This is a genomic window from Streptomyces sp. NPDC046727, assembly GCF_040645635.1.
Taxonomy (GTDB): domain Bacteria; phylum Actinomycetota; class Actinomycetes; order Streptomycetales; family Streptomycetaceae; genus Streptomyces.
Genome location: NZ_JBEYYR010000026.1, coordinates 83,300 through 97,792 on the forward strand (window position 1 = coordinate 83,300; position 14,493 = coordinate 97,792).

At 71.2% G+C, this 14,493-nt stretch carries 12 protein-coding genes; 9 read left to right on the top strand and 3 right to left on the bottom strand.

Annotated elements, in window-relative coordinates:
• Positions 1–142 precede the first annotated feature (142 nt).
• The 5 genes from ABZ937_RS28115 to ABZ937_RS28135 all read left to right on the top strand — a co-directional run bounded on the left by ABZ937_RS28115 (position 143) and on the right by ABZ937_RS28135 (position 5,038).
• Complete coding sequence (locus ABZ937_RS28115) at positions 143–514, top strand: hypothetical protein (RefSeq protein ID WP_361696117.1); 372 nt, start codon at positions 143–145, stop codon at positions 512–514.
• A 47-nt stretch (positions 515–561) separates the two neighbouring features.
• Positions 562–1,461, top strand: a complete 900-nt coding sequence (locus ABZ937_RS28120; RefSeq protein ID WP_361696118.1) for a TatD family hydrolase — start codon at positions 562–564, stop codon at positions 1,459–1,461.
• A 361-nt stretch (positions 1,462–1,822) separates the two neighbouring features.
• Entirely contained in the window at positions 1,823–3,229 is a 1,407-nt protein-coding gene (locus ABZ937_RS28125) for a ubiquitin-like domain-containing protein (protein ID WP_361696160.1), read from the top strand.
• A gap of 49 nt (positions 3,230–3,278) precedes the next feature.
• The gene (gene rsmA / locus ABZ937_RS28130) at positions 3,279–4,148 is read left to right on the top strand and encodes a 16S rRNA (adenine(1518)-N(6)/adenine(1519)-N(6))-dimethyltransferase RsmA (RefSeq protein ID WP_361696119.1); all 870 of its coding nucleotides are present in this window, start codon (positions 3,279–3,281) and stop codon (positions 4,146–4,148) included.
• On the top strand, positions 4,145–5,038 hold the full coding sequence (locus ABZ937_RS28135) for a 4-(cytidine 5'-diphospho)-2-C-methyl-D-erythritol kinase (protein WP_361696120.1): 894 nt from the start codon (positions 4,145–4,147) through the stop codon (positions 5,036–5,038). Before rsmA ends, ABZ937_RS28135 begins: the two co-directional genes overlap by 4 nt.
• A 4-nt stretch (positions 5,039–5,042) precedes the next feature.
• Here the strand turns inward: ABZ937_RS28135 and ABZ937_RS28140 are convergent, their stop codons facing one another.
• A complete protein-coding gene (locus ABZ937_RS28140) occupies positions 5,043–5,633 on the bottom strand; it encodes a Uma2 family endonuclease (protein WP_361696121.1) in 591 nt (196 codons plus the stop codon).
• Between the two features lie 157 nt (positions 5,634–5,790).
• Between ABZ937_RS28140 and ABZ937_RS28145 the strand changes: the two genes are divergently transcribed.
• From ABZ937_RS28145 to ABZ937_RS28160, 4 genes are all read left to right on the top strand, one after another.
• Positions 5,791–7,599, top strand: coding sequence for an ABC-F family ATP-binding cassette domain-containing protein (locus ABZ937_RS28145; RefSeq protein WP_361696122.1), 1,809 nt, complete (start codon positions 5,791–5,793; stop codon positions 7,597–7,599).
• A 209-nt stretch (positions 7,600–7,808) separates the two neighbouring features.
• Positions 7,809–9,596, top strand: coding sequence for a PQQ-binding-like beta-propeller repeat protein (locus ABZ937_RS28150; protein ID WP_361696123.1), 1,788 nt, complete (start codon positions 7,809–7,811; stop codon positions 9,594–9,596).
• Between the two features lie 72 nt (positions 9,597–9,668).
• Entirely contained in the window at positions 9,669–11,456 is a 1,788-nt protein-coding gene (locus ABZ937_RS28155) for a PQQ-binding-like beta-propeller repeat protein (protein ID WP_361696124.1), read from the top strand.
• A gap of 174 nt (positions 11,457–11,630) precedes the next feature.
• A complete protein-coding gene (locus ABZ937_RS28160; RefSeq protein ID WP_361696125.1) occupies positions 11,631–12,314 on the top strand; it encodes a response regulator transcription factor in 684 nt (227 codons plus the stop codon).
• A gap of 82 nt (positions 12,315–12,396) precedes the next feature.
• Here the strand turns inward: ABZ937_RS28160 and ABZ937_RS28165 are convergent, their stop codons facing one another.
• Positions 12,397–12,741: a hypothetical protein gene (locus ABZ937_RS28165; RefSeq protein WP_361696126.1), complete on the bottom strand. Its 345-nt coding sequence runs from the start codon at positions 12,739–12,741 to the stop codon at positions 12,397–12,399.
• A 21-nt stretch (positions 12,742–12,762) separates the two neighbouring features.
• Positions 12,763–14,454: a sodium:solute symporter family protein gene (locus tag ABZ937_RS28170; protein ID WP_361696127.1), complete on the bottom strand. Its 1,692-nt coding sequence runs from the start codon at positions 14,452–14,454 to the stop codon at positions 12,763–12,765.
• Between the last annotated feature and the right edge of the window lie 39 nt (positions 14,455–14,493).

The window sequence follows — 14,493 nt, forward strand, 5'->3', positions numbered from 1 at the left end:
TCATCCGAGTCCCTTCGGCAAGCGCTGCCCAAATCGGCTCCAACACTCGACAGGACGGATGCATTCGCGCCAACGCGGGCGTCCACTGGTCGAAGGGACGCACCCGTCCAAGAGGGACGCACCCGTGCAACAGGGAGCTGGCATGAGTGACATAGCCGTCGTCCACGAGTCGTATTCGTTCGCCTGCATGCGCTGCGGGCACGGCTGGGAGCAGTCGTACGAGATAGAGCACCACACGGACGCCCAGGGGGAGGAGTACGTGCGCTACGTGGCCGACGGCCGGGTCGTGCCGTCGCCGCTGAGCCGGCCGTCCTGCCAGAACTGCGACGGACACATCGTGCGGATCATGCGCGCGGGCCAGGTCTCCTCGGTGCGCGGCGCGGCCGAGCGGCAGCACCACCGGGTCCCGCAGGCGGGCCCGATCGAGGTGCCGCGGGTGCCGGGGGAGTCCGGGGAACGGCACCGCTGGCACCTGTCCGATCTCCTGCACCCGTTCCAGCGCAAGGCGGGCTGAACGGATCACCCGTCCGCGAAGGCATGCCCCTTTCGTAGGATCGGGGCATGCCTTCGAACGCCGGCCAGCGCACCAAGGGCGACGACAAGAACGCGGCGCCGCCGCTCCCGGCACCCCTGCGGGTGCCCGTCGCCGACTCCCACACCCATCTCGACATGCAGTCCGGCACGGTCGAGGAGGGCCTGGCGAAGGCCGCTTCGGTGGGCGTCACGACGGTCGTCCAGGTCGGCTGTGACATCAAGGGCTCGCAGTGGGCCGCGGAGACCGCCGCCGCCCACGGGAACGTCCACGCCACCGTCGCCCTCCACCCCAACGAGGCCCCCCGCATCGTGCACGGCGACCCCGACGGCTGGTCCCGGCAGGGCGCCCGCGCGGCGGGCGGGGACGCGGCCCTGGACGAGGCCCTCGCCGAGATCGACCGGCTGGCCGGCCTGCCCCAGGTGAAGGGCGTCGGCGAGACGGGACTCGACTTCTTCCGCACCGGGCCCGAGGGCAAGGCCGCCCAGGAGCGGTCCTTCCGCGCCCACATCGAGATCGCCAAGCGGCACGGCAAGGCGCTCGTGATCCACGACCGCGACGCCCACGCCGACGTCCTGCGCGTCCTGAAGGAGGAGGGCGCGCCCGAGCGCACCGTGTTCCACTGCTACTCCGGCGACGCCGAGATGGCCGGGATCTGCGCCCGCGAGGGCTACTTCATGTCCTTCGCCGGCAACGTCACCTTCAAGAACGCCCAGAATCTGCGGGACGCCCTCGCGGTCGCCCCCCTGGAACTGGTCCTCGTGGAGACCGACGCGCCGTTCCTGACGCCGGCGCCGTACCGCGGACGGCCCAACGCCCCGTATCTCATTCCGGTCACGGTCCGTGCGATGGCCGCCGTGCGCGGCATCGACGAGGACGCGCTGGCGACAGCCCTGGGCGCGAACACCGCCCGCGCCTTCGGTTACTGAGAGTGCATTGATCATAACTGGCCGATAACGCCCGGCAGAGTCCGGCTCGGGTCCCACCGCGACCGTGAGTAGTCGCGCCGCTTTGGAGAGTGACGAACGCTCCGCTAGGTTCTGGTGGCCCGATCCGGACCCCTCTGGCCTTCTGGAGCGTGTCGGCGTGAGCAACTCGCAGTACGAGACGTACGCGGCGTACGGCCCCTACAGCGCACCGTCCACCACGCCCGGCGGCGTGTGGCCCACCCCGCACGACGCCGGGACGGTGGCGTACGAGGTGCCGGCGTACGGGGTGCCGGCGTACGGGGTGCCGGCGTACGGGGCGGGGGTGTCCGAGTGGGGTGCGCCCGGGGCCGGGCCGACCGCGATGCCGTACGACGACACGTACCGGCCCGCGTACGAGATGGCGGCGCGTGCGGCGGAGCCCGCGCCGAGGCACGCGCGGGTGCGCGAACCGGCGCTGCCGCACCAGGGCGGGAGCGCGGCGGCCGACGGGGCGCGTGACCATGACGCGTACGCCGAGGACGCCTGCCCGTGCGGCCTGGGTGGTGAATGCACGGGAGGGGATCACGGAGACGACGACGGGTACGCCGTCCTCGGTGGCGGGGACGACCGGGACACGCGCGCCGGAGTGAGCGGGCGGGCCGCGCGCCGGCGCAGGGCGCGGTACGCCGAGCGTCCGGAATCCACCGTGCGCCGCCTGCTTCCCCAGGCGCTGGTCGTGGCCTTCCTGGCCGGCGGCACCACCGCGTTCGTCGCCAAGGACAAGGCGGTCGAGCTGACCGTCGAGGGCAGACAGCGGGCCCTGCACACCTTCGCCGACAACGTGAGCGAGCTGCTCACCGAGGAGGGCGTACGCGTGGGGGCGCACGACAGGATCGTGCCCGCCGCCGGCACGGCGCTCGCCAGCGGCGACGCGGTCGCCGTGCGGTACGGGCGCCCCGTGCGGCTCACGCTGGACGGCCGGCCGCACCAGGTGTGGACGACGGCGCACACGGTGGAGGGCGCGCTGGACGAGCTGGGCGTGCGCGCCGAGGGCGCGTACCTGTCGGCCTCCCGCTCCCAGCCGATCGGACGCGCCGGGCTCGCGCTCGACGTGCGCACCGAACGCGCGGTCACCGTCATGGCGGACGGCCGGACCCGCACCGTCCGCACCAACGCGGCCACCGTCCGCGAGGCGGTCGAGGAGGCCGGGATCACCCTGCGCGGGCAGGACACCCTCTCGGTCCCGGGGGACACCTTCCCGCGCGACGGGCAGACGGTGACCGTGCTGCGGGTGAGCGGCAGGCGGGAGGTCCGGGAGGAGCAGATCCCGTTCGAGACCGAGCGGATCGAGGACCCCACGCTCTTCAAGGGCACCGAGGTCGTCGCCCAGCCCGGGCAGCCCGGACTGCTCCGGACCACCTACCTCCTGCGCACCGTCAACGGGGTCCGGCAAAAGCCGCGCCCGGAGGGGTCCGAGGTGGTGCGCAAGCCGCGCAAGCAGGTGGTGAAGGTGGGCACCAAGCGGCGGCCCACCTCCGTGCAGGGCACCGAACACCTGAACTGGCACGGCCTCGCCGCCTGCGAGTCCGGCGGCCGGCCGAACGCGGTCGACCCCTCGGGGACGTACGGCGGGCTGTACCAGTTCGACGCGCGCACCTGGCACAGCCTCGGCGGCAGCGGGCGCCCCCAGGACGCCACGGCGCAGGAGCAGACGTACCGCGCGAAGAAGCTGTACCTGAAGCGCGGCTCGAGCCCCTGGCCGCACTGCGGGGTACGCCTGCACAAGTGAGCGCCGGGCGTGGGGCGAGGGCGGGGTGGCGGCCCCGTACCCTTGTCCCGTGAGCAGCCCCACCCCCGACGCCCTTCTCGGCCCGGCCGACATCCGCGAGCTGGCGGCAGCGCTCGGTGTCCGTCCCACCAAGCAGCGCGGCCAGAACTTCGTGATCGACGCCAACACGGTCCGCCGTATCGTCCGTACGGCCGAGGTGCGCCCCGACGACGTGGTCGTCGAGGTCGGCCCCGGCCTCGGCTCGCTCACCCTCGCGCTGCTGGAGGTCGCCGACCGGGTCACCGCGGTGGAGATCGACGACGTCCTGGCCGGCGCCCTGCCCGCGACCGTCGCCACGCGGATGCCGGAGCGCGCCGACCGGTTCGCGCTGGTCCACTCCGACGCGATGCACGTCGACGAGCTGCCCGGCCCCGCTCCGACGGCCCTGGTGGCGAACCTGCCGTACAACGTCGCCGTGCCGGTGCTGCTGCACATGCTCGACACCTTCCCGAGCATCGAGCGGACGCTGGTCATGGTCCAGTCCGAGGTCGCCGACCGGCTCGCCGCGGCGCCCGGCAACAAGGTGTACGGCGTGCCGTCCGTGAAGGCCAACTGGTACGCGGACGTGAAGCGGGCCGGAGCCATCGGCCGCAATGTCTTCTGGCCGGCGCCGAACGTGGACAGCGGGCTGGTCTCCCTCGTCCGGCGGGCCGAGCCGATCAAGACCACCGCGTCCAAGCGTGAGGTCTTCGCGGTGGTCGACGCGGCCTTCGCCCAGCGCCGCAAGACGCTGCGGGCGGCGCTCGCCGGCTGGGCCGGGTCCGCGGCGGCGGCCGAGGCGGCCCTGGTCGCGGCCGGGATCTCGCCGCAGGCACGCGGGGAGTCGCTGACCGTGGAGGAGTTCGCGCGGATCGCGGAGAACAAGGAGGCGGGCGTGTGAGCGTCACGGTACGCGTACCGGCCAAGGTCAACGTCCAGCTCGCGGTCGGCGCCGCCCGCCCCGACGGGTTCCACGACCTGGCCAACGTCTTCCTCGCGGTCGGCCTGTACGACGAGGTGACGGTGACCCCCGCGGACGAGCTCCGGATCACCTGCGACGGCCCGGACGCCGGCCAGGTCCCCCTGGACCGCACCAACCTCGCCGCGCGCGCGGCCCTCACCCTCGCCGCGCGCCGCGGCATCGAACCGGCCGTGCACATCCACATCGCCAAGGACATCCCGGTCGCCGGCGGCATGGCGGGCGGCAGCGCGGACGGCGCGGGCGCGCTGCTCGCCTGCGACAGGCTGTGGGGCACGGGCGCCTCGCGGGCCGAGCTGCTCGCGATCTGCGCCGAGCTGGGCAGCGATGTGCCGTTCAGCCTGGTCGGCGGCGCGGCCCTCGGTATCGGACGCGGTGAGCAGCTGACGTCCCTGGAGGTCGGCGGCACCTTCCACTGGGTGTTCGCGATGGCCGAGCGGGGCCTGTCGACGCCGGCGGTGTTCCGGGAGTTCGACCGGCTGGCGGAGGGGCGGGAGATTCCCGAGCCGGTGGCTTCGCAGGAACTGCTGGAGGCGCTGGCGAAGGGGGACGCCGAGGCGCTGGCCGCCGCTGTCTCCAACGATCTTCAGCCTGCCGCGCTGTCCCTGTTCCCTGAGCTGGCGGACACGCTGGAGGCGGGGCGGGGGGCGGGTGCGCTGGCCGCGCTGGTCTCCGGGTCCGGGCCTACGACGGCGTTCCTCGCGCGGGATGCGGAGTCTGCGGAGAAGGTGGCGGCGGCCCTGCGGGCGTCCGGCACGTGCAGGGCGGTGCGGACGGCGGCGGGGCCGGTGGCGGGGGCGACGGTCCTCTAGCGCTTCAGAGTTCGTCGATCGCCGTCAGATCGATGTCGATGGGGTACGGCTTGTCGACCTTGACGCGGTCCCGGTAGGTGCCGGTCGACCGGTACGTGCCTGTGTCCGCCGAGAGTTCGAAGACCTCGATGACGGGGTGGTCGTGCGGTTCGGTCATCTCGACCAGCCAGTAGTACTGGATACCTGCCGCCGCGTACTTGTGCGTCTTGGTGAGCCGATCGCGGGCCTCGGACTCCGGAGAGATGACTTCTACGGCGAGCACTACGTCCTTTCCTTCGAAGTACGTCTGGTCCAGTCCCTTCTTTGCGGCGGCTTTGATCACGGAGATGTCGGGCTCGGGGCCGTTGCGGCGATCCAGTACCACCGTCATCTCACGAGCGACCTTCAGGTCGGACGGCACGGTTTGGCGCAGGCCGCTCACCAGCAAGTCAATCGTGGCGAAGTGGAAGTAGCGCTGCGGGCTCACGAGGACCAGGCTCCCGTCGATCAACTCTGTGTGCGGCGGGAGATCCGGCAAGGTGAGCAGGTCGTCGACGGTGTAGCCGTCCAGCGGGGGCATTCGCCATCCGGGCTGCTCAGCACGCTGGGCTGTCATGGTTCCTCCCATGGACGGGATCCTGCAGCTGCCTTCTCACCGTAGCGGCCGTTTCCCGATCACGTCATCACGAAGAGTGACAAGCCCCTCGCGCCCCGCTCCCACCCCCGCAGGCCCTACGCTAGAAGGCTGACCGACCCCCGCACGCAGGAGTGAAATGGCCGTCAACCTGGTCAATGTCGAGAACGTCAGCAAGGTGTACGGCACCCGTGCCCTGCTGGACGGCGTCTCGCTCGGCGTGTCGGAAGGGGACCGGATCGGGGTCGTCGGACGCAACGGCGACGGCAAGACCACCCTCATCCGGATGCTCGCCAAGCTGGAGGAGGCCGACACCGGGCGGGTCACGCACTCGGGCGGGCTGCGCCTCGGGGTGCTGACCCAGCACGACTCGCTCGACCCGGCCGCCACCGTGCGTCACGAGGTCATCGGTGACATGGCCGACCACGAGTGGGCCGGCAACGCCAAGGTCAGGGATGTGCTGACGGGGCTGTTCGGGGGGCTGGACCTGCCGGGCTTCCCCAAGGGCCTGGACACCGTCATCGGGCCGCTCTCCGGTGGCGAGCGGCGCCGTATCGCGCTCGCCAAGCTGCTCATCGAGGAGCAGGACCTGATCGTCCTGGACGAGCCCACCAACCACCTCGACGTCGAGGGCATCGCCTGGCTCGCCCAGCACCTGCGGAACCGGCGGTCGGCACTGGTGTGCGTGACGCACGACCGGTGGTTCCTGGACCAGGTGTGCACGCGCATGTGGGACGTGCAGCGCGGCGACGTGTACGAGTACGAGGGCGGTTACTCGGACTACGTCTTCGCGCGCGCGGAGCGTGAGCGGATCGCCGCCACGGAGGAGGCCAAGCGGCAGAACCTGATCCGCAAGGAGCTGGCCTGGCTGCGCCGCGGCGCGCCCGCGCGGACGTCCAAGCCGCGCTTCCGCGTCGAGGCCGCCAACGAGCTGATCGCGGACGTTCCGCCGCCCCGGGACAGCAGCGAGCTGATGAAGTTCGCCTCCTCGCGGCTCGGCAAGACCGTCTTCGACCTGGAGAACATCACCGTGCAGGCCGGGCCCAAGGTGCTGCTCAAGCACGTCACCTGGCAGCTCGGGCCGGGTGACCGGATCGGCCTCGTCGGGGTCAACGGGGCCGGGAAGACCTCGCTGCTGCGGGCCATGGCCGAGGCCGCGCGGACCGAGGGCGAGGCGCAGCCCGCCGCCGGCCGTATCGCCGTCGGAAAGACCGTCAAGCTCGCCTACCTCTCCCAGGAGGTCGCCGAACTCGACCCCACCTGGCGGGTGCTGGAGGCCGTGCAGCAGGTCCGGGAGCGCGTCGACCTCGGCAAGGGGCGCGAGATGACGGCCGGGCAGCTGTGCGAGACGTTCGGCTTCAACAAGGAGAAGCAGTGGACGCCGGTCGGCGACCTGTCGGGTGGTGAGCGGCGGCGCCTGCAGCTGCTGCGGCTCCTCATGGACGAGCCCAACGTCCTCTTCCTGGACGAGCCCACCAACGACCTCGACATCGAGACCCTCACGCAGCTGGAGGACGTCCTCGACGGCTGGCCCGGCTCGATGATCGTCATCTCCCACGACCGGTTCTTCGTGGAGCGTACGACGGACCGGGTGTTCGCCCTCCTCGGCGACGGCGCCCTGCGGATGCTGCCGCGCGGGATCGACGAGTACCTGGAGCGGCGCCAGCGGATGGAGGAGGCCGTCGCCGCGCAGGCCGCCGCCGCGGCGCCCAAGCCGGCCACCGCGGAGAAGAGCGCCGCCGACCAGCGCGCCGCGAAGAAGGAACTCCAGAAGATCGAGCGCCAGTTGGACAAGATCTCCGAGAAGGAGTCCAAGCTGCACGCCCAGATCGCCGACAACGCGACCGACTTCGCGAAGGTGGCCGAACTGGACGCCCAGCTGCGGGACCTCGCCGGGGAGCGCGAGGAACTGGAGCTGCGCTGGCTGGAACTGGCGGAGGACGCCTGACGTGTGCCCCGTGAAGGGGCCGTGAAGGGTCATAACAACGGCATCACGGGCCGGTCCGCCCTTGGGAACAGGGGCGGACGCGGCCCCCTGTGCTGTCAGTCCCGGGTGATAGAAAGAGCCGTCTGAGAACTGTCTGAAAACGACCTCGGGTCGGTCACGAACCTCCGGGCGTGGCGAAAAAAATCAGTGAACGAGGGGGAAGAGCGCTGATGACTCAGCCGCCCAACCAGCCGCCGCAGGGCGGGTTCGGACCGCCGCAGGACCAGCCGCCGCAGGGCGGTGGCTTCGGCCCCGCCCCGCAGACGCCACCGGCGCAGGGTGGTTTCGGCGCTCCGCAGACGCCACCGGCGCAGGGCGGCTTCGGCGCGCCCCAGCCGCCCGCCGCGCCCCCGCAGCAGCCCCAGCCGGGCTACGGCTACCCGCAGCAGCCCGGGCCGTACGGCGGCGGTGCCCCGGGGCCCTACGGCTACCCGCAAGCCCCGCAGCAGCCGGGCCCGTACGGCGCTGCCCAGCCCGGCTACGGGCACCCGCAGCAGCCGCCGTACCCGGGCGCGCCCGGCGGCCCCGTCGGGGGCGGGCAGGGCAACCGGAAGAAGACGGCGCTGATCATCGGTGCCGCGGTGGCCGCGCTGCTCGTCATCGGCGGCACGGTGTTCGCGTTCGCCGGCGGCGACGGCGACGAGGGCCAGAAGAAGCCCGTCGCCGAGCACAGCGACGACTCCAAGCAGTCCTCCTCCGGCACGCCGACCGCGTCCCCCGGCGGTGACGACCCGGACCACCTCAACGCGGGCCGGCAGGCCGGCGAGGCCAAGGTGCTCTGGTACAAGCCGGCCCCGGACGCCCCCGCGTCCGGCGCCGACGCGCCCGGCATGTGGGTCAGCGGCGACACGGCGGTGAAGGCGGCGTACAAGCAGGTCTTCGCCTTCGGCGCCGGTGACGGCAGCACCGCCTGGGGCCCGGTCACCTTCCCGCAGAAGATCTGCGCGGCCACCCCGCAGAAGTCGGCCGACGACAAGATCGTCGTGGCGTACATGAACGGCGGCGGCGACCGCGCCAAGTGCAACCAGCTCCAGCAGCTCGACCTGCGCACCGGCGAGAAGGGCTGGAGCGGCGAGGTCGCCGACGGCGGGCTGTTCGACAGCGCGCTCACCGTCGAACTGACGGTGAGCGGCAAGACGCTGATGGTGGGCCGTTCGCAGTCGGGCACGGCGTACGACATCGACAGCGGCAAGAAGCTGTACGACAAGAAGCGCTACGGCTCCGCCTGCTTCCCGGCCGCCTTCGCGGGCGGCACCAGCCGGCTGATCCAGGTGGCGTCCTGCGGCGCCGGCACCGCGAGCGAGCACGAGGAGATCCAGGAACTCGACCCGGCCACCGGCAAGGTGCGCTGGACCCAGCCGGTCAAGAAGGGCTGGGAGGTGTCCCGGACGTACTCGGTCGACCCGCTCGTGGTCTACCTGACCAACCGGGACAAGAAGGCCTGGAACATCTCCACCTTCACCGCGAACGGCAAGTTCCGTTCGGAGGTCAAGGTGGACGAGAAGTTCGCCCCCCGCTGCGGCTGGGCGGTCCTCGAACGCGAGCTGCAGGGCTGCCAGGGTGTCGCGGTCGACGCCGACACGCTCTACCTGCCCACCGACTCCACCATCCGCGCCAACGAGATCGTCGCGATCAGCCTCTCCGACGGCAAGGAGAAGTGGCGGGTCAAGTCCCCGTCGGACCGGCCGATGGCGCCGGTGAAGGCCGAGGGCGGCAAGCTCATCGCGTACGTGCAGCCGTCGTACGACTCGGGCGGCCAGGTGGTGTCGGTCCCGGTCACCGGTTCCTCCCACAAGACGACCAGGCTGCTGCAGAACCCGGAGGGCGCCGCCGACGTCGAGAACACCTTCTACGACGGGGTCGTCGACTGGAGCGGCGGGCGGTTCTTCATCTCCTCGGGCCGGCTCTCCGGCGACGACGACTCGAAGGAGAAGCTGATCATGGCGTTCGGCAACTGAGCCCCCGTCTCCTCCCGAGTCCGCGTCCCCTTTGCCGTACGGCCTTCCGAGCGTCCCCGAGGTACCCGCGTCATGACCCAGCCGCCCCCGCCGCCCCCGAACCAGCCGCCGCAGCCGCCCCAGCAGCCACCGGCCCAGCCCCCGCAGCCGCAGCCGGGCTACGGCTACCCGCAGACCCCGCAGCCGCCGGCCCAGGCCCCGCAGCCCGGTTACGGCTACCCCGGCGCGCAGCAGAATCCGTACGCCCAGCAGCCGACCGTCTACAACCAGCCCGCCGGCTACGGCGCGCAGCCCGCCCCGCCGCAGAACCCGTACGCCCAGCCCACGCAGCCCATGCAGGGCGTGCAGCCGGGCTACGGCTATCCGGGTCAGGGGCAGCCGCCGACCGTGGCGATGCAGCCCCAGGCGGGGTCGGGCGGCGGCGGGCGGAACAACACCGCGCTGTTCATCGTCGTCGCGGCGGTCGTCGCCATCGCGCTGATCGTCGGCGGCGGCATCTGGTACGCCAAGTCCTCCGGGGACGACGGCAAGCAGCACGACACCGCCTCCTCCAGCGGCGGCACCGGTGGCGACAAGGGCGGCTCCGGAGGGCCGACCGGCGGTGGCGGCAAGGAGAAGGCGCCGGCCGACCCGGCCTCCTCGGTGCTCTTCGAGGTGCCGATGCCCAAGACGGACGACACGGTCGTCACCTCGGGCTCGTGGCTGACGGACACGGTGTACGCCAAGAGCGGCATCGCGGAGATCGTCGGCTACGACCCGGCCAAGGGCACCAAGCTCTGGACGATCAAGCTGCCCGGCCCGGTCTGCGCCGCCAGCCGCCCTGTCACCGAGGACGGCCGGACGGCGATCACCTTCCAGCCGAAGATGCCCGCGAAGGGCTCCTCCGCCGGCTGCAGCCAGGTCGCGGCGATCGACCTCACCGCGGGGAAGAAGCTGTGGACGAAGTCGATCAAGTCCGGTGACTTCCCGGTCAACTTCCAGAATGTGACGGTCGCTCAGCAGACCGTCGCGGTCGGCAGCAGCGACGGCGGCGCCGCGTTCGACATCGACTCCGGCAAGACGCTGTGGCAGCCGAAGCCGGACGACACCTGCTTCGACTCGGGGTACGGCGGCGGCAGCCGGCTGGTCGCGGTCCGCAAGTGCGGCTCGTACGACGACCGGCAGCTGAGCGTCCAGACCATCGACCCGAAGAGCGGGAAGGTGATCTCCGAGTTCAAGATGCCCGACGGCGTCGAGTACGCCTCCCTCGTCTCCACCGACCCGCTGGTGGTCGCGGCGGAGGTCGGCGACAACTCGAGCGGCGGCATCTCCGACTTCTTCTCGGTCGACAACAAGACCGGCAAGCTCCTCGCCCGCATCCCCTCGCCCGCCGACACCTACGGGGGCGACTGCGACGACGTCTACCTCGTCGACGGCTGCAAGCAGATGGTCGCCGGCAACGGCAGGCTGTATCTGATGACCGAGGAACACGACGGCACCGGCGAGTACTCCAAGACCAACGAGATCGTCTCCTTCGACCTGAAGACCGGCAAGCCGACCGGCCAGCGGGCCGAGGCCGGCGACGGGTACACGATCTCCCCGCTGCGCATGGACGGCGGCAATCTCCTCGCCTACAAGGAGCCGCCGTACAACAAGGGCGGCCAGATCGTGAGCCTCGACGGCGGCTCGTTCAAGGAGACCAAGCTGCTGGAGAACCCGGGGACGCGGACCGTGCACGACGCGGAGACCAGCCTGCTGCCGGAGTACGCGGAGGTCCTCTTCGGCAAGGGCCGCCTGTTCATGTCGGCCGTGTACGCCCACAAGTCGAGTTCGTCGTACGGCAAGGAGTACCTGGTGGTGGCGTTCGGCACGGGCGGCTGACCGTCCGCCCCCGCCGTCGCGAGCCTCGCCCGAATGGGTGACTTGCCGAGAAGTGCCCCGGATTTCATCGATCCGGGGCACTTCTCATCTGGAGGGGCAGCGCGACGTCGAACAAGCGTGTAGCTTCCGGGGGCATGAAGGGCGGGGGTGCCGGGGGGTCTGGGGGGTTGTTGCATGGGAGTGCGGCTCATGGTCGTCGACGACCATCGCCTGCTCGCGGAGGCGCTGGCGTCGGCGCTCAAGCTGCGCGGGCACCGGGTGGTGGCCGCGGCGGCGCCGGCCGCGGGCGCGGCGGATCTGGTGATCGCGCGGGCGCCGGAGGTGTGTCTGCTGGGTACGGCGGCGCCGGCCGAGCCGGGGATCTTCGACCCGGTGGTGAAGATCAAGCGGGAGCGGCCGCAGGTGGCGGTGCTCGTGCTGGGTCCGGTGCCGTCGCCGCGCGGGATCGCGGCGGCCTTCGCCGCCGGTGCGTCGGGGTACGTGCGGCACGACGAGCGGATCGAGGGGGTCGAGCGGGCCATCATGAAGGCCCGGGCCGGGGAGGCCGCGGTGGCTCCGCAGCTGCTGCAGGGGGCGTTCGGTGAACTGCTGAACCCTGCGGCGCAGCCGGACGACGAGGCGCAGCGGCTGCTGGAGATGCTGACGCCGCGGGAGGTGGAGGTGCTGGTCCGGGTCGCCGACGGGGAGGACACGCGGCGGATCGCGGCGGGGATGGGGATCGCGCCGAGCACGGCCCGTACGCATGTGCAGCGGGTGCTGATGAAGCTGGGGGTGGGGTCGAGGCTGGAGGCGGCGGCGCTGGCCGCGCGGACGGGCTTGCTGGACCGGGCGGGACCGTTGGGTTCCGGTACCGAGTAGGCACCCTGCGCCGGTGCCGCCCCCGCAAGGGGCGCGGGGAACTGCGCGACCAGCCCCCGCGCGCCCGCGGACGGAAACGGCGCTACTCGCCCTCCCTCTCCTCCGGCAGACCCTCCGGAGGAAGAGGCGGAGGGGTCGGGCGGAGCTTCAGCCAGGCCAGGAAGAAGAGGCCCAGGAGCAGCATGCCGATGCCGGTCCAGAGGTTGATGTTGACGCCCTCGGCCTTGTCGATGGCGGACTGGGAGTCGGTGATGCCGGTGATCGTGACGATGACGCCGTAGACCACGAACAGGCCGCCGATGATGCGGCGCAGGTCGAAGATGCGGGCCGCGGTCGCCGACTTGGTCTCCAGCTCGTCGACTTCCCGCGCCACCTCCTGCTCGGTGTAGTGGTGGCGCCGGTCGGGGTGCTCAGGGTGTTCGGACATGGTTTCCTCGATCCTCCCGCGTCAGAACGAGAACGGGATGTAGCAGGCGGCGGCCAGGACGACCGCGCCCCAGCCCAGCAGGGCCGGCTTGCGGTACCAGGCCTCGTCGCCGGGTGCGGGCGGTTCGGACATGCCGGGGGAGCGGGTGCCGTAGACCAGGCCCTGCAGCTCTTCCGCCGGCTTCGGCCGGGTGAACAGGGAGACCGCGACCATCACGACCGCGCCGGCGACGAAGCCCGCGATGGCGGAGACGAAGTTGGCGCCCTGGTCGGAGGGGATGGAGATGATGTCCTTCTTGTAGAGGACGAAGTAGTTGACCATCGCGGTCACGGTGCCGGCGAGCAGGCCCCAGAAGCCGGACTTGGCGGACGCGCGCTTCCAGAACATGCCGACGATGAAGACGACGAACATCGGCACGTTGAAGAAGGAGAACAGCGTCTGCAGGTAGCTCATGATGTTCGAGAACGAGGACGCCAGGAACGCCGTGCCGACGGACGCGCACACGCCGATCGCGGTGATCAGGCGGCCGAACCTCACGTAGTACCCGTCCTCGCGGCCCCGCACCACGTACTTCGCCCAGATGTCGTTGGTGAACACGGTGTTGAAGGACGACACGTTCGCGGCCATGCCCGCCATGAAGGCCGCCAGCAGGCCGGTGACGGCGATGCCGAGCACGCCGTTGGGCAGCAGCTCCTGCATCAGGAAGGGGATGGCGTCGTTGTACTGGTAGCCGGAGCCGGCGGTGCCGAACTTCGGGATCAGCGCGGCGGCGACCAGGCCCGGGATCATCACCAGGAAGACGATGAAGATCTTCGGGTAGGCGGCGATCAGCGGGGTCCGCTGCCCCGCGGAGAGGTTCTTCGCGGACAGCGCGCGCTGCACCTCGGCGAAGTTGGTGGTCCAGTAGCCGAAGGAGAGCACGAAGCCGAGGCCGAGGACGATGGTCAGCCAGTTCGCGCCCAGCGGGTTGGCGTGGCCGATCCCGGTGCCGCCCCAGGCCGTGGTGAAGTCGGCGCCGTGGGTCGCGGTGAGCTTGTCGGTCAGGCCGCCCCAGCCGCCGACCTTCTTCAGGCCGAGGATGGTGATCGGGATGAGGGCGGCGAGGATCACGAAGAACTGGAGCACCTCGTTGTAGATCGCCGAGGACAGGCCGCCGAGCGTGATGTAGGCGAGCACGAAGGCGCCGGCGACGACGATGGCGACCCACTGCGGCCAGCCGAGCAGGGCCTCGACGACGATCGCGAGGGCGTAGAGGTTGACGCCGGCGATGAGGATCGCGGCGAACGCGAACAGGATCGAACTGAGCAGGTGAGCGGCCCGGTCGAAGCGCAGCAGCAGGAACTCGGGCACCGAGCGGACCTTGCTGCCGTAGTAGAAGGGCATCATCACGAGGCCCAGGAAGACCATGGCGGGGATGGCGCCGATCCAGTACCAGTGGACGGTGTAGGCGCCGTACTGGGCGCTGTTCGCGGCCATGCCGAGGATCTCGGTGGCCGCCAGGTTCGCCGAGATGAAGGCGAGGCCGGTGATCCAGGCGGGCAGCGAGCGTCCGGAGAGGAAGAAGTCGAGGCTGGTCTTCACCGAGCGGCGGGCGGCGAAGCCGATGCCGAGGACGACGACGAAGTAGATCGCCAGGATCGTGTAGTCCAGCCAGTTGGTGGGGAGCCGTAGCTCCGCCGCCAGGTGGACGGTGCCGTATGTGGGGGTTTGCATGAAGAACTCGCTTCGTTGCGCGAACTGATCAGAGCGGAA